Raw genomic sequence first — 18,240 nt, 5'->3', positions numbered from 1 at the left:
ACGGCGATGTCACAAGCCCCCGAACCCCGCAAAACGCTCGAGCCTGATCAAGTGGCGTTCTGGCTGGCGCGCCATCCCGATTTTTTCGTCGGCCGGGAAGGGCTTCTGCAGCAACTGCAGGTTCCCCATCCGCATATCGACGGGTCGGTGTCACTGCTCGAGCGCCTGGTGTTAGATCTGCGTAAGCGCGCAGAAACCGCCGAGGGCCGCCTGGAGCACCTGCTGGAGACCGCTCGCCATAACGAGTCACAGTACCGTCGGCTGCGGGAAACGTTGATAGCCCTGGTGGAAGCGCCGGATCGCGATGCGCTGGCGCAAGCGTTGGCCACTCAGCTTAGCGAGCGCTTTGAAACCCCGGCCATGGCGCTGTGGTGTCCGGCCACGTTAAGCGATAGTGAGCCGACGCCGCCCCAGCCGCCTCGCCATGTGCTGGATCAGCACGCCAGTGCGCGGCTTTCGGCGTTGTTGGATGGCCGTACCAGCCGCTGCGTTAAGCTTAGCGTTAGCGACTGGAAATGCCTGCTGCCCCATGTCAAAGCGCCCCGTAAAGCGGGCTCCTGCGCTATTTCGCGCCTCTCTGCGGGCGACCCCTTGGGTTATTTGCTGCTAGCCAGCCCCAGCCCAGACGCTTACCGGGCCAGTATGGACACGCTGTTCACCGAGTACTTGGGCGATATCGTCGCGCGCCTGCTGATTCGCCTGGGCGATCATGGCTAACTCAACGCTAGATGAGCCATCCCTGGCTGAGACGCCGATAGCCAAGCGCGTTGAGGCCTTTCTAGCGGCGCTGGCGTCTCATGCAAGTCCTGCCACGGTGGCGGCTTATCGGCACGATTTGGCCGCCCTGTGTCGCTTCACCGAGCGGCGCGATGTGACGGATCCCGCGGCGTTAGATACCGCTCTGCTGCGGGCGTTTTTAGGGGCGGAGCGTAGTCGCGGCCTGGCGCCTAGAAGCCTGGCCCGGCGACGGGCGGCGCTGTCCCGCTTCGCCGATTACCTGGTCAAGCAGGGTGTGCTGGTCGATAACCCGGTGGGGCTACTGCGTACGCCTAAACAGCCGAGCCATCTGCCGCGCCCTGTGGATGTCGATGCCCTGGCGCGCTTTCTTGATACCCCCCACGATGGCTCGCCATTGGGCATGCGGGATCAGGCTATTCTTGAACTGTTTTACTCCAGCGGCTTGCGCTTGGCGGAGCTGGCGGCCCTTGATTTGGGCGATTTGCAGAACAGCCGGGTAAGGGTAATAGGTAAAGGCGGCAAGCCGCGTCAGGTGCCGGTAGGGCGCCGCGCCCAGCAGGCGCTGGCCGAGTGGCTGGGGTGTCGCTCAGTGCTGGCACCTATTACTGAGCAGGCGCTATTTGTGGGCCAGCGCGGGCAGCGCTTAGGGCATCGTGCCATTCAAAAGCGCTTAGCGCAGCTGTCGCTTGCCCGTGGCCTGCCCGAACACCTGCACCCTCACCGGTTGCGTCACTCCTTTGCTAGCCATCTGTTGGAGTCGAGCCAGGATCTTCGCGCCGTACAGGAGTTGCTGGGCCACGCCAATCTGTCGACTACGCAAATCTATACCCGGCTTGATTGGCAGCATCTTGCGACCAGCTACGATGCCGCCCACCCCCGCGCCAAACGGGGCCCCAGCGACCGCAAAAATAGCCCCAGGAGTAAACCATGACGATGCTGCAGGCAATCACCTTCGATCTCGATGACACGTTGTGGGATAACCACGGCGTGATGGCGCGTACCGAAGAGGGCCACTACCGCTGGCTGCTGGAGGCGCTTGAGGCATGGCGAGCGGCACGCCAGGAAACAGCGCTGGCGTTATCCCACGAAGAGGGCGGGCTGGATTACCTTCAGCGTCGTCAACAGTTGGCTAAAGAGGTGCCCGAACGGCGCGGCGACTTCACTTGGCTACGTTTGCGCGCCCTGGAGGCTCAGTTAGAAGGCGCCGGTCTGCACCGCAGTGCTGCGTTGATGTGGGCAGGGGCGGCGATGAATGAGTTTCACCGCCTGCGTGTACAGGTCACGCCCCACCCTGAAGCGGCCGGTTTACTGGCTGCCTTAGCGGAGCGCTATCAGTTGGCGGCGATCACCAACGGCAATATACATCTTAAACGTCAGCCGCTGGCCAGCTATTTTCCGGTCGCCATTGCTGCGGGCGAGCTACTGGCGCCCAAGCCCGATCCTACGCCGTTTCTCACCGCGCTGTCGCGCTTAAACGTGGCCCCTGAATGCGCCATGCACGTGGGTGACTCGTGGCAGGAGGACGTGCTCCCTGCCCAGCAGCTGGGCATGCACGCGGTCTGGATTTCTGAAGCGGAGGATCAACCGCTTCCCCCGCGTGTGCACCGCATTGCCCATATTAAAGAGCTACCCAGTGTGCTTGAGAAGCTAGAGATGCATCATTCAGGCGGTGTATACAGCCACTGATTGAGTTTCTGGGATAGCGTATCGACGCCGTCGCGCTTGAGTGAAGAGAACAGCTGAACGGAGACGAGGTCTTCCCAATCCTTCAAACGCGAGCGTACTTTTTGCAGCGCAGCGCTGGCAGGGCCTTTCTTCAGCTTGTCGGCTTTGGTAAGCAAAATATGCACCGGCATTCCGCGCTGGTCGGCATAGTCGAGCATCATTTGGTCGAACTCGGTGAGCGGGTGGCGCACGTCCATTAGCAGTACTAAGCCGCGTAGGCTGTAACGGTTGCGCAGGTACTCCGCTAGGTGCTTTTGCCACTCTAGCTTGACCGCCTCCGGAACCTTGGCGTAGCCATAGCCGGGCAGGTCGACCAAGCGCCGCGACGCGTCGTTCATAACGCTGAAAAAGTTGATCAGCTGGGTGCGCCCCGGTGTGCGCGAGGTGCGCGCTAACGCATTTTGTTGTGTTAATGCGTTGATAGCACTTGATTTGCCTGCGTTTGAACGCCCGGCAAAGGCCACCTCAGCGCCGGTGTCATCCGGGCACAGGGCCAGGGTGGGGGCGCTGATAAGAAAACTTGCCGTCGGGTAGTTCAGCCGAGGGATTGGGCTATCATGGGGGGTAGTCATGGGGTTGATCCTGAAAAACGAACATAAAAGCGGTCTACTCTGCGTACTATCACCTCATTATTGCCTCACCATCAGGTAAAGTAGGACGCATAATAGCGACTCATGATAGAGAATTGAGAGCAGTACCGCGACGAATTACCCCTAAAGCAGGTCAGTACTTGCATTCCCGCCGCTGGGGTGATTCGTTATAATGCAAGCGGTTTATATCTGCGACCTGAGGCGCTAGTGTACCATCGCGATACGTTGTTGGTATTAGCGAAGGTTGGTATTGGCGGAGCTAACCCTGGTAACTTGTGAAACCTGGGAAGCGCCCAGGGTGCGTACCAGTCAAACATAAAACGGCATAGTGGAATAGCAATGAGAAAGTTACTGGCAAGCCTAGCAATTACCATGGGCGCCGTTGGCATCGCCCACGCTCAAACGGACTACCAAGCCGATGCTGACGCATCCGCTGGCCAGGAAATGGCCCAAACCTGCGCCGCCTGCCATGGGCAGCAGGGCATTAGCCCATCGGGCGCTTTTCCTAACCTGGCGGGTCAGCAGATGTCCTATCTGGCGAAACAGATTATGGACATTCGCGATGGCAACCGCATGGTTCCCCAAATGGCCGGTCAAGTTGATGACTTCTCTGACCAGGACGCTTGGGATGTGGCGGCGCACTTTGCGCGCCAAGACGCCAACCTGGGCCAATCCAGTGACGAAGACGCTGAGCTACTGGCACGCGGTGAAGAGCTTTACCGCGCTGGCGATATGTCCAAGGGTATTCCCGCCTGTTCTGCTTGCCATACTCCCACGGGCGTCGGTATCGGCAGCGCCGTTTACCCTGGCTTGTCTGGGCAACACGCTCAATACACGGTCTCAACGCTGCAGGCATTCGCGTCAGGTGATCGTAACAATAGCCCCAATAACATCATGGGCGACATCGCTTCAAAAATGAGCGACAACGATATGGAAGCAGTGGCTAACTATGTGTTGGGTTTGAACTGAGTGTTGGGTTTGAACTAACGTTTTAAGCCCTAGCGTTTAACACCACACATAGACAGCCTAAATACTTCCTTATGCCGTTTGCGGGTTCTCACTAGCAACGTTCTTGGTAACGTTTGCTAGCTGAGGGAACCCGCTAATGTATTCACGGTCTCACTTTCCGCTTACCCATGGAGAAGCTTTTACAATGTCTAAAACGCGAGCGATGTTTAAAACGGTAATGGTCGCACTGGCCGGTTTAGGGCTTTCTGCGGCAGTGAGTGCCCAGGAAGTGGTGGAAGGTCAGCACTATGAGGTGCTTGAATCGCCGGTAGAGACACAGGTTGACGACGGGCAAATTGAAGTCACCGAAATATTTTGGTTTGGCTGCCCGCACTGCTATCGCCTGCAAACGCCGATTAACGAGTGGTACGAGACTCTGGACGATGACGTTAGTGTCGTCAAAATGCCTGCCACCATGGGCGGGGATTGGAATACCCACGCTACAGCATTCTATGCAGCTGAGTCGCTGGGCATCGAAGAGGAGTTGCACGCTGACTTCTTTAACGCCATCCACCAGGAAAATCAGTCGCTCACAGAGCCCGATGAGATTGCAGCTTTCTTTGCCAACTACGGCGTCAGCGAAGAAGAGGCCAAGCAAGCGCTGACTGACTTTAGTGTGCGCAGCGAAGTGAATGATGCCAATAACCGTATGCGCAAAATGAAGTTAATGGGTGTGCCTGCCCTGGTGATTGATGGTCGTTTTCTGGTGACGCCGAGCTCAGCCGGTAGCCTTGAAAACATGCCGAAAATCGCTGAAGCGTTGGTTGAGCAGGTGCGTGAAGAGCGCGCAGAGTAACCGTGTTACGTGAAGCTAGGGAGCGTGACGAAACAGCCATAAATGGCCCACGCTCGACGCTGTTTGAAGATGGGCATTTGCGTTTGCTGACCTTTAATTTGCAGGTTGGCATTCAGACCTCGGCGTATCATCACTATGTTACGCGCAGCTGGCAGCACCTATTGCCCAATCCGCGTCGTCAGAAGCGGCTGGACGTGATGGGTGAAGTGCTGAGCAAGTTTGACGTGGTGGGACTGCAAGAGGTCGACGGCGGTAGTTTTCGCTCAAGCCGCGTCAATCAGGTGGAGTATCTCGCTGCCAAAGCGGGGTTTCCCCATCATGTTCAGCAGCTCAATCGCAATCTGGGCCGCATTGCCCAGCACAGTAATGGTTTACTCTCGCGCTTGGTACCCAGCCAAATAGAAGAGCACCGTTTGCCGGGTGCAATGCCGGGGCGCGGCGCGATTCACGCTCGCTTTGGCGAAGGGCCTGATGCGCTGCATATCTTTGTTGCCCACCTGGCGCTAAGCCACCGTGGCCGGGTGCGTCAGCTCAACTACTTAAGCGACATCATTCAACCACTGCGCCACGTGGTGGTCATGGGGGATCTCAACTGTACCCCTGACCAACTGCACGCTCACGAGCGTTTTAGTGCGTCGTTACCGCTGCACCCGGTTAAACCCTTGCTCAGTTACCCCTCCTGGCAGCCGCGCCATGCGCTGGATCATATCTTGTTGTCGCAGTCGTTAGAGGCCGCCGAAGTGCGGGTGCTGGATCATCTCTTCTCTGACCACCTGCCGATTGCTGTCGATTTACCCTTGCCCGAGGCCTGTTTAGCGGCAATTCGTTCAAGCGTTTAATAATAAGCACGCTGTGCACTCCGTGAGCGCTGCATTGTCCGCGTATATGCGCTATTGTCTGGGACGCTGATCCCCTTAGCCGTTTTACGCGAGACACTCCCATGTCGGACACAACACAACTACCTGCTTTTATTGGTGCGCTGGATCGCGCTTCCGAATGGTTCGGGCGTACCCTTGCGTGGCTGATCATCATTATGATGTTGATTCAGTTCGCTATTGTACTGCTTCGCTATGCCTTCAGTGTGAATAGCATCTTCATGCAAGAACTAGTGATGTATATGCACGCCAGCGTGTTTATGCTCGCAGCCGCCTATACGTTTCGCCACGACGGCCACGTGCGGGTGGACATCTTCTATCGAGGCATGACACCGCGCCGCCAGGCGTTAATCAATGTCGTGGGCATTATCACGCTATTGATTCCAGTGATGATCTTTATCATCGCTTCCAGTCTGGGCTATGTGGCCAACTCCTGGCGCATTCTGGAAACCTCCTCCGACTACGGCGGTATTCCGGCAGTCTATGCACTGAAAACCTTGATACCGCTGTTTGCCGTTTTGATGATCGTGCAAGGCGTGATTGAAATTGTGCGCAATGGCTATGTGATGGCCGGGCGGATAGTGCCGTCTGCTGCCGGTGGCAATCATCTTGAGGAGCGTGTTTGATGCTGGAATTTATGCCAGTTATTTTATTTGCCGTTATCTGTATTGTATTGATGTTCGGCTTTCCCGTAGCGCTGTCTCTGGCGGGCACGGCGTTGCTGTTTGCCGGTATGGGGCTCGGGTTGGAAGCCATCGGTATCGACGCCAACTTTGATAGTGGCTATCTTGCCGCCTTGCCTAACCGACTCTACGGCATAATGACCAACCAAACGCTGTTGGCGGTGCCGCTATTTGTCTTGATGGGCGTGTTGCTGGAAAAATCCAAAGTGGCTGAGACGCTGCTGGATGCCATGGCTCTGCTATTTGGCGCCATGCGTGGTGGCTTGGGTATTTCGGTGACTCTGGTGGGCATGCTGATGGCTGCCTCTACCGGTATTGTAGGGGCCACGGTGGTCACCATGGGGCTGATGTCGCTTCCCACCATGCTAAAGCGTGGCTACAGTACCTCGTTGGCGACCGGGACTATCTGTGCTACCGGTACGTTGGGGCAGATTATTCCGCCTTCCATTGCCTTGGTACTGCTTGGTGACGTGCTGTCATCAGCGTATCAGCAAGCGCAGCTGGATATGGGGATTTTCAGCCCTAAAACGGTCTCCGTGGGCGATCTGTTTATGGGCGCACTGGTGCCCGGGTTACTGCTGGTCGTCATGTACATGATCTATGTGGCTATGGTGGCATGGTTGCGTCCGCATATGGCGCCTGCTGCCGACCGTGAAGAGTTGATGGCCGAGCTTGGTCATACCTCGGGGATTGGCATGCTGCTGCTCAAAGGGTTGGTGCCACCGGTGGTACTGATTGTGGCAGTGCTGGGCTCGATCCTCAGTGGTTTTGCCACGCCCACAGAGGCCTCAGCGGTAGGCGCCTTTGGCGCTTTAGTGCTGGCGTTGGCTTATCGTCAGCTCGATTGGGCGACGTTGAAGGACGTGCTGCGTTCGACCACTCACGTTACCACCATGGTATTTTTGATCCTGATCGGTGCGGCGCTGTTTTCGCTAGTGTTTCGTGCTTACGGCGGCGAACACATGGTGACCGAACTGTTCGAGGGTATGCCTGGTGGGGTGGTTGGCGCGACGATCATTGTTATGCTGGTGATCTTCCTGCTCGGCTTTATTCTCGACTTTATCGAAATCACCTTTGTGGTGGTGCCGATTGTCGGGCCGATTTTGCTTGCCATGGGCCTTGACCCGATTTGGCTGGGCATCATGATCGCGATTAACCTGCAAACGTCGTTCTTAACGCCGCCGTTCGGCTTCGCGCTGTTCTATCTGCGTGGCGTAGCGCCGCCGTCTGTATCTACTTCGGCTATTTACCGCGGTGTTATACCGTTTATCCTAATGCAACTGGGTATGTTGCTCATGTTGAGCTTTTTCCCGCAGCTAGCAACGTGGCTACCTGCGCAATTTGGCTAATAAAAGGGTTAGTTGAAAAGCATCGCTGCTATCAACGTTAAGAAGTGGCAACCTAATTAAAAAGCAGCAAATAGCCGTTAATGGCCTGTAGCAAACCGCCTGGTGTTCTACGCTTGGCGGAGTATTCCTACTCATAATAGTAATAATAGAAAGTAAGAGGGTTATTGTATGAAAGCCAAAACACTCCCCGTCGCGATCGCCATGACGACCGCACTTTCCGCCAGTTTGCTGGTGGTCTCTAGTTTCGATAACCAAGCACAGGCGCAAGAGGACGAGTTCCGCTGGAAAATGGTCACCTCCTGGCCGAAAAATTTCCCAGGTGTTGGTCAGGGCCCCGAGCGGCTCTCCCAGCTGGTCGACGAAATGTCGGATGGTCGCCTGACCATTGAAGTCTTCGGGGCTGGCCAATTGGTACCGGGGTTTGAGGTATTTGACGCCGTTTCTGACGGTACCGCTGAACTAGGCCACTCCGCTTCCTACTACTGGAAGGGCAAAGCGCCTGCCGCACAGTTCTTCGCCGCCGTGCCGTTTGGGATGAATGCTCAAGAGATGAACGCCTGGCTAAGCTATGGCGGCGGTATGGAGCTGTGGAACGAGCTGTACGATGACTTTGGCGTTGACGTCATGGTGGCGGGTGCCTCCGGCGTCCAGATGGGCGGCTGGTACAACAAAGAGATCAACTCGGTTGCCGATCTCGACGGCCTGAAAATGCGTATGCCGGGCCTGGGTGGCGAAGTGATGAGTCGCATGGGTGTCGCGATTGTGAATATGCCCGGCGGCGAGATCTTTACTTCGCTGCAATCTGGTGCGATTGACGCAACAGAGTGGATTGGCCCTTACAACGACCTAGCTTTCGGCCTGCACCAAGCCGCCGACTACTACTATTATCCAGGCTGGCACGAGCCCACGGTCATGTTCGAGGCCATTGTTAACGAAGAGGCTTTCGCGGAGCTGCCAGCGGATTTGCAGGCGATCCTGCGTACCGCTATTAGCGACATTAACCAGAGCGTACTGGATGAGTACACCGCACGTAACAACGATGCGTTGGAAACGCTGGTGAACGAGCACGACGTCGAGCTACGCCGCATTCCCGACGACGTACTGGCCCAGGCGCGTGAGCACTCGCAAGATGTGGTCGCCGAGCTGGCCGAATCGAGCGAACTAGCTACGCGTATCTATGATTCCTATCAAGCATTCCAGGAGAAGGTGGAGGATTACCACGCCATCTCAGAGCAGGCGTACTACAACGCCCGCAACCCGGAAGGTGACACCTCGGAATAGTTTGCTGTGCTTGATGCACACTAACGAGCCGCCTTCGGGCGGCTTTTGTGTGTATGGCATATACGTTTTCGGCAGCATAAGGCGCTCAGCTTGGGTATCCTAGGCGTACAGTGACGTTTTTGCCGTGAAGGAGCCCCATGTCTACCCATTCCCGTCTTCGCAATGTGCTTACCATCGCCGGCTCCGATCCTTCGGGGGGCGCCGGGCTGCAGGGGGATCTGAAAACCTTTTCAGCCCTCGGCGTTTACGGCACCAACGTGATTACCGCGGTGATTGCCCAGAATACCTGTGGGGTGGCCTCGGTGTACCCCGTCGCGCCCCAGGCGATACGCGAGCAGTTGGAACACCTGCTGGATGATGTGGCGATAGATGCAGTCAAAATTGGCATGGTGGCCAGTCGCGAGGTCGCCGAGGTGATAGCCGATGTGCTGCGTCAGCGGCGCCCACGCTGGATCGTGCTCGACCCGGTGATGGTGGCCAAGAGCGGCGATATTCTGGTCGATGACGCCGGCATTCGCGCAGTGCGCGATATTCTCGTGCCGCTGGCCGATGTGATCACCCCCAATCTGCCAGAAGCCGCGGTACTGCTCGACACGCCGTCGCCTACCAGTTTAGACGCCATGGAAGCGATGTTGCCGGGGTTAACGCAATTGGGCGCGCCCTATGTTGTGCTGAAAGGCGGCCATCTGCGCGGGGAAACCTGCCCAGACCTGCTGGCAACCCCCAATGGCCATGAGTGGTTGCCCGCCTCGCGAATCGATACCGACAATTTGCACGGTACCGGCTGTGCACTCTCCTCAGCGATTGCCGCCTGCCTGGCGAAGCTGCCCGTGGATGCCGAAGGGGATGCCCCGGTAGCTGCTATCAGTGATGCCAAGCAATGGCTACATGCGGCCCTGGAGGCGAGCGAGCGCTTAAACGTAGGAAAAGGGCGCGGCCCGGTGCACCATTTTCACGCTTGGTGGTGATTGGGTGAGCTGCCTTGAAGCATTTAGGCGCTAGCTGGCTTGCGGGAATGGACATTGCGCACCATGCTAAGGAGTGTTTGCTTAACGGCTTGTAAGGCTGAGCTGCTCAGCCGAGGAGCGTTTCGCCATGCCTCGCACCATTCTGTTTGCCACCGATCTTTCCGCTGATAATCGTGCCGCTTTTGCTCGGGCGTTGCGTTTGGCCTATGCCCAGGGGGTTCAGCTAGACGTGCTGCACGTGTTGGATCCTTACCTACCCAGACGTGTGCTGTTGGATGTCGAGAGCGCGGTAGTGGAAGACATCACCACCATGTTGACGGATCTACGCGAAGACTACGCCCTAGAGGCGCCGAAAACGCTGATCCAGACCGTGACCGGCTCGCCTCACGTTGAAATCGTCCGCGAAGCTCATGAACGCAACGCTGAGCTGATTGTGCTGGGCATGCATCGCAAGCGTGGGCAAAAAGACCTGCTTGCGGGTACCACGGCAATGCGCGTGCTGCGCAGCGCACCATGCCCTGTGGTGGTCTCTTCTCACCAGCCGACCCAGCCCTGGCAGCATATTCTGGTACCTATCGATTTTTCGCTGACGGCGCGGCATACCTTGAAAGAGGCGCTGATTCGCTTCCCTGAAGCCACGCTGACCTTGCTGCACGCCTGGACGCTACCCGGCGAGCGTGAGTTGGGTTCGCAGGCCTATTACGCCCACTGGCGTGAACAAGAAGTGCAGCGCCTGCGCGAGCAGTTGAACAATGAAGTCGAGAGCCTGATGCGCGAGTTAGATGGGGTGCCCGATGTGGAGCTGGTGTTAGAGCAAGGCGCGCCCTGCGATGTGCTACAAGCATATATGAAGCGCCACACGCCCGATCTCGTGATGATCGGCAGTCGCGGTCAGCCCCACCACGCCAGCCAGCTAACCGAGATGCTGCTGTGTGAACCGCACTGCGATTTAATGCTCTGCCGTGCCTGGTAAGCGGGCGCTGTTAATAATCAGTAGTGAACGGCCAATAATAAATATTGTACGGAACCTTTATGTGGTGTGTCAGTATGTATAGATATGCTGCCATGAGGAGGTTCTATGTCTATATGCTTATTAGGGGCTAGGCGCGCCATACAATGGTCACTGCTGTTAGCTGGCCTATCACTAACGCCTTGGGCGATGGCCAACAATGTGACGGAAAAAGGCGAAGTGTTTGAGCGCACAGTAGAGGAGCACGGCCAGCGCTATAGTCTTATCGGTAGCGGCGTGTTTCGCTACATGATCTGGACGGCCTATGCGGGCGCCTACTACCAGGCAGGCGAATCCGAGCCACAGCCGTTGAGTGACGTTCCAAGGCGCTTGGAGCTTGCTTATTTCCATGCCATCGACGCCCCTGACTTCTCTGAAGCCACCACAGAAAGCCTTCAGAAGAGCCTCACCGCTTATGAGTATTCGCAGTTAGAGGTAGATATTACCGCCTTTAATCGAAGCTACCAGGACGTCGAGCCGCAAGATCGCTATGTGCTGAGTTGGGACGGTGACACGCTGCGCCTGGCACTGAACGGCGACACGCTATATGAGGGTGGTAACGCAGAGCTGGCGAGCGCCATGTTCGGTATCTGGCTGGGCGAGCGGCCTTTGGGTGAAGATTTTCGCGATGCGCTGCTGGGGAAAAATTAATAAGTGGTCGTTATAATGGCCGTTTGTTAGCTGGGAGAAGCGTTGTGAAGGCACTGATTCAGCGCGTGAAGCGCGCCAGCGTTGAGGTAGAGGGTAATGTCGTTGGCAGTATCGACAGTGGACTGCTGGCGCTGATAGGCGTGGAGAAGCAAGATGACGGGGCTAGCGTGGAAAAACTGCTGCACAAGCTCCTTCACTACCGGGTATTCAGCGACGCCGACGGCAAGATGAATCATAACCTGCAGCAGGTGAGCGGCGGCTTGCTGTTGGTCTCTCAGTTCACCCTGGCGGCGGATACCCGTAAGGGGCTGCGGCCCAGCTTCTCCAGCGCCGCTCCGCCAGCCCAGGGCGAAGCGCTATTCAACTTGCTGGTTACCCAGGCCCGCACTGCCTGGCCGAATGTCGCCACCGGTGAATTTGGCGCTGATATGCAGGTGGCGCTAATCAACGATGGCCCGGTAACGTTTTTGTTGGAAAGCTAGCCCTGTTGTTGAGTATTCGCTTTCCGCTAGCTAGCCGTCTCTTCGCTGGCGAGCAGTTCTGCTTCCATTGCCTCCAGCGCCTCTTCGGCGCTCAGCCACTGCCTTTCTGACTCATCCAGGCGCGCTTTAATCTCCGCTTGCTGACCAAGTGTCTTGGTTAGTTCGGCTTTGCGGCTGCTGTCGGTGTAGAGCTCTGGGTCGGCCAGCACTTGTTCTACCTTATCGAGTTCTTGCTGGGCCTTCTCCATGGCTTTTTCTGCCTGGTCGCGCTGCTTTTTCAGTGGGCGCAGCTTCTCACGCAGCTCGGCAGCCGCTTTGCGGGATGCTTTGCGCGCTTCGCGGCTGTCGCCGCTAGGCTGCTGGTTCTGGCGCTCGGCTTTTTCTCCGCGGGAGTCCCGGCGGCTCTCTTCCAGGCGCGCTTTAAGCCAAACCCGGTAATCTTCCAAATCTCCATCGAAGGGCTCGACACGGTGATCTGCCACCCGCCAGAACTCATCGACCGTGGCGCGCAGCAAGTGACGATCGTGGGAGACCAGAATAACCGTGCCTTCGAAGCTTGCCAGTGCCTGAGTCAGCGCCTCGCGCATCTCTAAGTCCAGGTGGTTGGTGGGCTCATCGAGCAGTAGCAGGTTGGGTTTCTGCCAAGCGACGAGTGCCAGTGCCAGGCGGGCTTTTTCACCACCGGAGTAGTTGGCGACTGTGCCGAAGGCGTCGTCGCCCTTAAAGCCAAAGCCACCCAGAAAGTTGCGAATTTCCTGATCGCTGGCGGTGGGAGAGAGGCGCTGGACATGCACAAAGGGCGTCGATGAAACATCCAGGCTCTCAAGCTGATGCTGAGCAAAGTAGCCAATCGCCAAATGCTCGCCGGGCACGCGCTTGCCGTTAAGTAACTCAAGCTCGCCGGTGAGCGATTTAATTAGCGTCGACTTACCCGCCCCGTTGGGGCCTAACAGGCCAATGCGGCTACCTGGCAGCAGGGTGACGTTGACCTTGTCCAGTTGGATGTTGTCGTCACTGCCGTCGCCCTTTTTACCGCGATAGCCGAGCTGGGCCTGATCCAGCACCAGCAGTGGGTGCGAGGTTTTATCGGCGGCGGGTAGCGTAAAGTGGAAGGGCGAATCCACATGGGCGACGGCGATATCTTCCATGCGTTCGAGCATTTTTACCCGGCTTTGTGCCTGCTTGGCCTTGGTCGCCTTGGCTTTAAAGCGGGCGATAAAACGCTCGATTTCTTCCCGGCGGGCTTGCTGCTTGGCGGCTTCAGCCTGTTGCAGAGCAAGCTTTTCGGCGCGGGTGCGCTCAAACTGAGAGTAATTGCCGCGGTAAAGATCCAGGGTCTGGTGGTGCATATGCACGATGTGGTCACATACGGCATCTAAAAAGTCGCGGTCGTGGGAAATCAGCAGCAGTGTGCCCGGGTAGCGGGTCAGCCACTGTTCCAGCCACAGCAGGGCGTCTAGATCCAGGTGGTTGGTCGGCTCATCCAGCAGCAGTAGATCGGAAGGCATAAACAGCGTACGAGCAAGGTTGACCCGCATCCGCCAACCGCCGGAAAACGCCGAGAGCGGGCGGGCGAGGTCAGTCTGGACGAAGCCCAACCCCACCAGTAGCTGCGCCGCTCGCGACTCGGCGCGGTAGCCATCCAGGGTTTCAATCAAGCCGTGCAGCTCGGCTTCGCGGTGGGCTTCCCCTGCTTCACGGGCGGCCAGTAGGTCAGCTTCTGCTTGGCGTAGCGCCAAGTCGCCATCGAGTACATACTCAATAATCGGGCGGTCGAGGGCGTCAACTTCCTGAGCCATATGCGCAATGCGCTGGCCGCCGCTCATCTCTACCTCGCCCTGGTCGGGCGCAAGTTCGCCGAGCAGGAGTTTGAATAGGCTCGATTTACCGGCGCCGTTTGCCCCGATAATCCCGGCCTTTACCCCGTTATTAAGGGTAACGTCCGCGTTGTCGAGTAGCGTTTGCGTGCCGCGTTGCAGGGCGACTTGGCGCAGTGCGATCATGCCTTCTCCCGAAGAAAGTGGGTCATTTGATGCGAGATTCTATTACGCTTGATTCTACCCGATTGCAGCGCCTACAGCAGACACCCTTGTGGGATTTTGCACTGGCGCTCTACGCCGAGCCCGGCGTTGAGGCGGCCTGCCTGACGCTGCAAGAGAAAGCCGGACTGGATGTTTGCGAAGTGCTGTTTCACTGCTGGCTCTACTCCTGTGGCTTGGAAGCCATGCCTAAAGCGGTTGCTCGCCAGCGTGAGCAGCGACGTCTTTGGCAGTGCCATGTGACGGAGATATTGCGCGGGTTACGGCGTGATTTAAAAGCCTCTGCGGCGGAAAGCGAGTCCATAGCGGCGCTGCGCGAGACTATTAAACGGGCGGAGTTGATGGCTGAGCGTGAGAACCTTCAACGTTGGCAAGCGTGGGTATGGGAAGCTTCCGGAGAAGAGCAACGTGTGGCGAACGTTGCCGAAATGTCGTTAGATGCGGCTAAGTGGTTGCGAAATCAGCTGTTTTCTACCCAAAATGATCAGTGCTCTGGCGGCGGTTTGGAAGAGCAGAATATATGGCTCCCTACGCTACAAACGCTTACTTGCCCGCTTGACCCTCACCAAGTACCGCGCTAGCCTGAAATTAAGCTGTTTTTGAAATACCTAGCGTTATTCGCCCGCTGACATGCAGTATAAACAGCATCATTGTCCTGCAAGCGAATACCCGTTGGCGAATAACACGCTCGTGTTGATAAATGCGGAGCTGACCTAAATATAGACAATTGGGTTTTCAAAATTAGGTCGTTGCGCATTCGTACAGCGCGCTTACCACTGCAAGGGGAACAACGCATGAAGGCAAGCAAATCCGTTTCTACTCGTTCTGTAACGACAAAGTTATTGACCACGGCCAGTGTAGGTGCACTGCTGTTTGGTCTCAGCGCCGCTGCTCAAGCAGATAACTGGCGCTACGCTCACGAAGAGTATGAAGGCGACGTTCAAGACGTCTTTGCCTACGCTTTTAAAGAGTATATTGAAGAGAACTCAGACCACACTGTACAAGTTTACCGCTTTGGTGAGCTGGGTGAGTCTGATGACATCATGGAGCAGACCCAGAACGGTATTCTGCAGTTTGTAAACCAGTCGCCCGGTTTTACCGGGGCGCTTATTCCGGAAGCGCAAATTTTCTTCATTCCTTACTTGCTGCCGACTGACGAAGAAACCGTCCTGGAGTTCTTCGACGAAAGTAAGGCCATCAACGAGATGTTCCCTGAGCTTTACGCCGAGCAAGGCCTAGAGCTGCTGAAGATGTATCCTGAAGGCGAAATGGTTATTACAACCAATGAGCCGTTCTCATCGCCGGAGGAGCTGGATAACAAAAAAATTCGTACCATGACCAACCCGCTCCTGACAGAGACCTATGACGCCTTTGGTGCGACGCCAACCCCGCTGCCTTGGGGTGAAGTCTATGGTGGTCTGCAGACCGGCATTATCGATGGTCAAGAGAACCCGATTTTCTGGATCGAGTCTGGCGGTTTGTACGAAGTGTCTCCGCACCTGACCTTTACCGGCCACGGCTGGTTCACTACTGCGATGATGGCCAACCAGGACTTCTATGAAGGTTTGTCTGAAGAAGATCAAGAGCTAGTACAGGAAGCCTCTGAAGCCGCTTATGACCACACTATCGAGCATATCAAAGGCCTGGCTGAAGAGTCACTAGCGAAAATTCAGGAAGCCTCTGATGAAGTGACGGTAACACGTCTTGACGAAGAGCAAATTCAAGCTTTCCGTGATCGTGCCCCGCAGGTTGAAGAAGCCTTCCTGGAAATGACCGGTGAGGATGGTGAAGAGCTACTCGAGCAGTTTAAAGCTGACCTTGAAGCCGTAACCAACGAGTAATCATCCTTAAAGCCGCATTGGCGAATGGTTGATTAAACAAGGGGCAGCAAAGGCTGCCCCTTTTTGTTTTGCGGCGGTTAGGTGGATGCTACTCGGCTGGGGGCTAACCATGTTGTCGTTGGGTTACGTGCATCTAGCGTTGAACCGTCGGCAGCGGCATGCCGTTACGCTTGGGTTAGCTGTTCGCCTCGGAAAGAGGTAGGTCTGGGCTTGATAGGTTCGGACTAGATGGAAGAGGAACAACGATGTGTATTGTGCCTACGGCACGTAACTGTTGCCGTTAGAGCCGTTCAAAAGGAGTCCGGCCATGACCGATGAAGAGATGGAAAAGAGTTACCGCTCCGGCTTGCCGGGGGTACTAGGCGTGATCGACACTGCAATTAGCAAAATAGAAGCCGTGATTCTCGCGATGGGTGTTTTGCTAATGGCGCTGAATACGGTCACCAACGTGGTTGCCCGCTTTGTATTTGGCAATAGCATCATGTTTTCCGGTGAGCTAAACCGCATTTTAATCATCATGATTACCTTTGCGGGTATTGGTTATGCCGCGCGCCACGGCCGTCATATTCGCATGTCGGCTATCTACGATGCGCTACCGGTAGGTGGGCGCAGAGTGCTAATGATCTGCATCGCTCTGTTCACATCGCTTGTGATGTTTTTCCTGCTCTATTATTCGGTGGTTTATATTGTTGATCTGCATAGCAAAGGCAGGGTGTTGCCCTCCATGGGCTTGCCGATCTGGATTATCTACCTATGGGTGCCGATGGGCTTTTTGATTACCGGTATTCAATACCTGCTGACCGCCGTTAAAAACTTCACCTCTCACGACGTGTATCTCTCCACGGGTGTGGTGGATGGTTACAAAGACACCGAAACTGAAGTCTGATGCAGAGCACTGCACTCTAGGGGAATAGCTATGACGACAATAATGGTCTCCACTATGATTGCCCTGCTGCTGCTGGGCTTTCCAATGATGATTCCGCTGATTACCGCTGCGGTAATCGGCTTCTATATGATGTTTAACGGCTTCGGCCAGATGGATACACTGATCCAGCAGATGATGGCGGGTATACGCCCAGCCTCACTGATTGCGGTTCCTATGTTTATCCTTGCCGCTGACATCATGACCCGCGGGCAGTCTGCTAACCGATTGATTGATATGGTGATGGCGTTTATCGGCCATATTAAAGGCGGCTTGGCGGTGAGCACTGCGGCATCTTGTACACTGTTTGGCGCCGTATCTGGCTCTACTCAGGCGACCGTGGTTGCCGTTGGTTCACCGCTGCGTCCGAAAATGCTTAAAGCGGGCTACTCGGACTCTTTCACGCTGGCGCTGATCATCAATGCCAGCGATATAGCGTTCTTGATACCGCCCAGTATCGGCATGATTATTTATGGCGTTATCTCGGGCACCTCTATCGGCGAGCTATTTATTGCTGGGATTGGCCCAGGGCTAATGATCCTGTGCATGTTCTCGATTTATTGCATTATCTACGCCATCGTGAAAGACGTACCTACTGAAGCAAAATCTAGCTGGAAAGAGCGTGCAATCGCGGTTCGGCAGGCTCTTTGGCCGCTCGGCTTTCCGGTCATTATCGTTGGTGGCATTTATGGCGGTATCTTCAGCCCGACGGAAGCCGCTGCAGCCTGTGTACTGTATGCCATTTTGCTTGAGTTTGTGGTCTTCCGTTCGCTTAAGATGAACGACATTTATGCCATCGCCAAATCTACCGGCTTGATTACCGCCGTGGTATTTATCCTAGTCGCGGTGGGTAATGGCTTCTCGTGGATTATCTCGTTTGCCCAGATCCCCCAAATGATTCTGGAGGCAGTGGGTGTCAATGAAGCTGGCCCAACGGGCGTATTGATTGCCATCTGTATCTCCTTCTTTGTGGCCTGTATGTTTGTTGATCCAATTGTGGTCATTCTGGTGCTAACGCCCATCTTCGCGCCCGCCATTGCGGCGACGGGCCTGGATCCTGTGCTGGTAGGTATTTTGATTACCCTGCAGGTAGCGATAGGCTCGGCAACCCCGCCCTTTGGGTGTGATATTTTCACGGCTATTGCGATTTTCAAGCGCCCCTATTGGGACGTGATCAAAGGCACTCCACCGTTTATTTTCATGCTGATTTTAGCGGCCGCTCTGCTGATCATGTTTCCGCAAATTGCGCTGTTCCTGCGTGATGTTGCCTTCCGCTAAACAGC

At 56.1% G+C, this 18,240-nt stretch carries 19 protein-coding genes; 17 read left to right on the top strand and 2 right to left on the bottom strand.

Annotated elements, in window-relative coordinates; all coding sequences use genetic code 11:
- The first annotated feature begins 6 nt into the window (after positions 1-6).
- Genes KF947_RS10495 through KF947_RS10485 form a run of 3 tightly spaced genes read left to right on the top strand, consistent with a single transcriptional unit; the run spans position 7 to position 2,424 of the window.
- Positions 7-717 carry a DUF484 family protein gene (locus tag KF947_RS10495; protein WP_133732182.1) on the top strand — a complete coding sequence of 237 codons (711 nt, stop codon included), beginning with the start codon at positions 7-9 and terminating at the stop codon, positions 715-717.
- Positions 710-1,669 (top strand): tyrosine recombinase XerC, encoded by a 960-nt coding sequence (locus KF947_RS10490; RefSeq protein ID WP_227406200.1) that lies wholly within the window; start codon positions 710-712, stop codon positions 1,667-1,669. Before KF947_RS10495 ends, KF947_RS10490 begins: the two co-directional genes overlap by 8 nt.
- Positions 1,666-2,424 carry an HAD family hydrolase gene (locus KF947_RS10485; RefSeq protein WP_223288392.1) on the top strand — a complete coding sequence of 253 codons (759 nt, stop codon included), beginning with the start codon at positions 1,666-1,668 and terminating at the stop codon, positions 2,422-2,424. The genes KF947_RS10490 and KF947_RS10485 overlap by 4 nt, the downstream gene beginning before the upstream one ends.
- Here KF947_RS10485 and yihA read toward each other — a convergent pair.
- Complete coding sequence (gene yihA / locus KF947_RS10480; RefSeq protein ID WP_133732179.1) at positions 2,397-3,035, bottom strand: ribosome biogenesis GTP-binding protein YihA/YsxC; 639 nt, start codon at positions 3,033-3,035, stop codon at positions 2,397-2,399. The two genes, KF947_RS10485 and yihA, sit on opposite strands and share 28 nt — an antisense overlap.
- A 357-nt stretch (positions 3,036-3,392) precedes the next feature.
- On the opposite strand from yihA, the gene KF947_RS10475 reads away from it, so the two are divergent.
- The 10 genes from KF947_RS10475 to dtd all read left to right on the top strand — a co-directional run bounded on the left by KF947_RS10475 (position 3,393) and on the right by dtd (position 12,155).
- Positions 3,393-4,022, top strand: a complete 630-nt coding sequence (locus tag KF947_RS10475) for a c-type cytochrome (protein ID WP_133732178.1) — start codon at positions 3,393-3,395, stop codon at positions 4,020-4,022.
- Positions 4,023-4,224: 202 nt separating this feature from the next.
- On the top strand, positions 4,225-4,857 hold the full coding sequence (locus KF947_RS10470; RefSeq protein ID WP_035583663.1) for a thiol:disulfide interchange protein DsbA/DsbL: 633 nt from the start codon (positions 4,225-4,227) through the stop codon (positions 4,855-4,857).
- 2 nt (positions 4,858-4,859) lie between these two features.
- The gene (locus KF947_RS10465; RefSeq protein ID WP_227406199.1) at positions 4,860-5,696 is read left to right on the top strand and encodes an endonuclease/exonuclease/phosphatase family protein; all 837 of its coding nucleotides are present in this window, start codon (positions 4,860-4,862) and stop codon (positions 5,694-5,696) included.
- 101 nt (positions 5,697-5,797) lie between these two features.
- A complete protein-coding gene (locus KF947_RS10460; protein ID WP_133732177.1) occupies positions 5,798-6,358 on the top strand; it encodes a TRAP transporter small permease subunit in 561 nt (186 codons plus the stop codon).
- A complete protein-coding gene (locus KF947_RS10455) occupies positions 6,358-7,764 on the top strand; it encodes a TRAP transporter large permease (RefSeq protein WP_133732176.1) in 1,407 nt (468 codons plus the stop codon). The genes KF947_RS10460 and KF947_RS10455 overlap by 1 nt, the downstream gene beginning before the upstream one ends.
- 168 nt (positions 7,765-7,932) lie before the next feature.
- The gene (locus tag KF947_RS10450) at positions 7,933-9,045 is read left to right on the top strand and encodes a TRAP transporter substrate-binding protein (protein ID WP_133732175.1); all 1,113 of its coding nucleotides are present in this window, start codon (positions 7,933-7,935) and stop codon (positions 9,043-9,045) included.
- Positions 9,046-9,182: 137 nt separating this feature from the next.
- The gene (gene thiD, locus KF947_RS10445; protein WP_133732174.1) at positions 9,183-10,013 is read left to right on the top strand and encodes a bifunctional hydroxymethylpyrimidine kinase/phosphomethylpyrimidine kinase; all 831 of its coding nucleotides are present in this window, start codon (positions 9,183-9,185) and stop codon (positions 10,011-10,013) included.
- Positions 10,014-10,140: 127 nt separating this feature from the next.
- Complete coding sequence (locus tag KF947_RS10440) at positions 10,141-10,986, top strand: universal stress protein (protein ID WP_223288394.1); 846 nt, start codon at positions 10,141-10,143, stop codon at positions 10,984-10,986.
- A gap of 105 nt (positions 10,987-11,091) precedes the next feature.
- On the top strand, positions 11,092-11,673 hold the full coding sequence (locus KF947_RS10435; RefSeq protein WP_223288395.1) for a chalcone isomerase family protein: 582 nt from the start codon (positions 11,092-11,094) through the stop codon (positions 11,671-11,673).
- A 44-nt stretch (positions 11,674-11,717) separates the two neighbouring features.
- Positions 11,718-12,155, top strand: coding sequence for a D-aminoacyl-tRNA deacylase (gene dtd / locus KF947_RS10430; RefSeq protein WP_223288396.1), 438 nt, complete (start codon positions 11,718-11,720; stop codon positions 12,153-12,155).
- A 26-nt stretch (positions 12,156-12,181) separates the two neighbouring features.
- Here the strand turns inward: dtd and KF947_RS10425 are convergent, their stop codons facing one another.
- Positions 12,182-14,158, bottom strand: coding sequence for an ATP-binding cassette domain-containing protein (locus KF947_RS10425; RefSeq protein WP_227406198.1), 1,977 nt, complete (start codon positions 14,156-14,158; stop codon positions 12,182-12,184).
- 29 nt (positions 14,159-14,187) lie between these two features.
- Here KF947_RS10425 and KF947_RS10420 point away from each other — a divergent pair, with 29 nt between their 5' ends.
- From KF947_RS10420 to KF947_RS10405, 4 genes are all read left to right on the top strand, one after another.
- A complete protein-coding gene (locus KF947_RS10420; protein ID WP_223288398.1) occupies positions 14,188-14,775 on the top strand; it encodes a TIGR02444 family protein in 588 nt (195 codons plus the stop codon).
- A 213-nt stretch (positions 14,776-14,988) separates the two neighbouring features.
- Positions 14,989-16,035 (top strand): TRAP transporter substrate-binding protein DctP, encoded by a 1,047-nt coding sequence (gene dctP, locus KF947_RS10415; protein WP_133732168.1) that lies wholly within the window; start codon positions 14,989-14,991, stop codon positions 16,033-16,035.
- A 307-nt stretch (positions 16,036-16,342) separates the two neighbouring features.
- Positions 16,343-16,921, top strand: coding sequence for a TRAP transporter small permease (locus tag KF947_RS10410; RefSeq protein WP_133732167.1), 579 nt, complete (start codon positions 16,343-16,345; stop codon positions 16,919-16,921).
- 30 nt (positions 16,922-16,951) lie between these two features.
- Positions 16,952-18,235: a TRAP transporter large permease gene (locus KF947_RS10405; protein ID WP_227406197.1), complete on the top strand. Its 1,284-nt coding sequence runs from the start codon at positions 16,952-16,954 to the stop codon at positions 18,233-18,235.
- Positions 18,236-18,240 lie beyond the last annotated feature (5 nt).

Origin of the sequence: Halomonas sp. FeN2, assembly GCF_020595105.1 — a bacterium.
GTDB classification, from domain to species: domain Bacteria; phylum Pseudomonadota; class Gammaproteobacteria; order Pseudomonadales; family Halomonadaceae; genus Vreelandella; species Vreelandella neptunia.
The sequence above is the reverse complement of the archived record's forward strand: the minus strand, read 5'-3'. Positions and strand labels throughout refer to the sequence as shown.

Coding starts and splice junctions, on each gene's coding strand:
- KF947_RS10460 (WP_133732177.1), top strand. CDS start 5,798: ATGTCGGACACAACACAACTACCTGCTTTTATTGGTGCGCTGGATCGC.
- KF947_RS10455 (WP_133732176.1), top strand. CDS start 6,358: ATGCTGGAATTTATGCCAGTTATTTTATTTGCCGTTATCTGTATTGTA.
- thiD (WP_133732174.1), top strand. CDS start 9,183: ATGTCTACCCATTCCCGTCTTCGCAATGTGCTTACCATCGCCGGCTCC.
- KF947_RS10405 (WP_227406197.1), top strand. CDS start 16,952: ATGACGACAATAATGGTCTCCACTATGATTGCCCTGCTGCTGCTGGGC.
- KF947_RS10425 (WP_227406198.1), bottom strand. CDS start 14,158: ATGATCGCACTGCGCCAAGTCGCCCTGCAACGCGGCACGCAAACGCTA.
- KF947_RS10450 (WP_133732175.1), top strand. CDS start 7,933: ATGAAAGCCAAAACACTCCCCGTCGCGATCGCCATGACGACCGCACTT.
- KF947_RS10490 (WP_227406200.1), top strand. CDS start 710: ATGGCTAACTCAACGCTAGATGAGCCATCCCTGGCTGAGACGCCGATA.
- KF947_RS10485 (WP_223288392.1), top strand. CDS start 1,666: ATGACGATGCTGCAGGCAATCACCTTCGATCTCGATGACACGTTGTGG.
- KF947_RS10440 (WP_223288394.1), top strand. CDS start 10,141: ATGCCTCGCACCATTCTGTTTGCCACCGATCTTTCCGCTGATAATCGT.
- KF947_RS10475 (WP_133732178.1), top strand. CDS start 3,393: ATGAGAAAGTTACTGGCAAGCCTAGCAATTACCATGGGCGCCGTTGGC.
- yihA (WP_133732179.1), bottom strand. CDS start 3,035: ATGACTACCCCCCATGATAGCCCAATCCCTCGGCTGAACTACCCGACG.
- KF947_RS10495 (WP_133732182.1), top strand. CDS start 7: ATGTCACAAGCCCCCGAACCCCGCAAAACGCTCGAGCCTGATCAAGTG.
- KF947_RS10435 (WP_223288395.1), top strand. CDS start 11,092: ATGTCTATATGCTTATTAGGGGCTAGGCGCGCCATACAATGGTCACTG.
- KF947_RS10420 (WP_223288398.1), top strand. CDS start 14,188: ATGCGAGATTCTATTACGCTTGATTCTACCCGATTGCAGCGCCTACAG.
- dctP (WP_133732168.1), top strand. CDS start 14,989: ATGAAGGCAAGCAAATCCGTTTCTACTCGTTCTGTAACGACAAAGTTA.
- KF947_RS10410 (WP_133732167.1), top strand. CDS start 16,343: ATGACCGATGAAGAGATGGAAAAGAGTTACCGCTCCGGCTTGCCGGGG.
- KF947_RS10470 (WP_035583663.1), top strand. CDS start 4,225: ATGTTTAAAACGGTAATGGTCGCACTGGCCGGTTTAGGGCTTTCTGCG.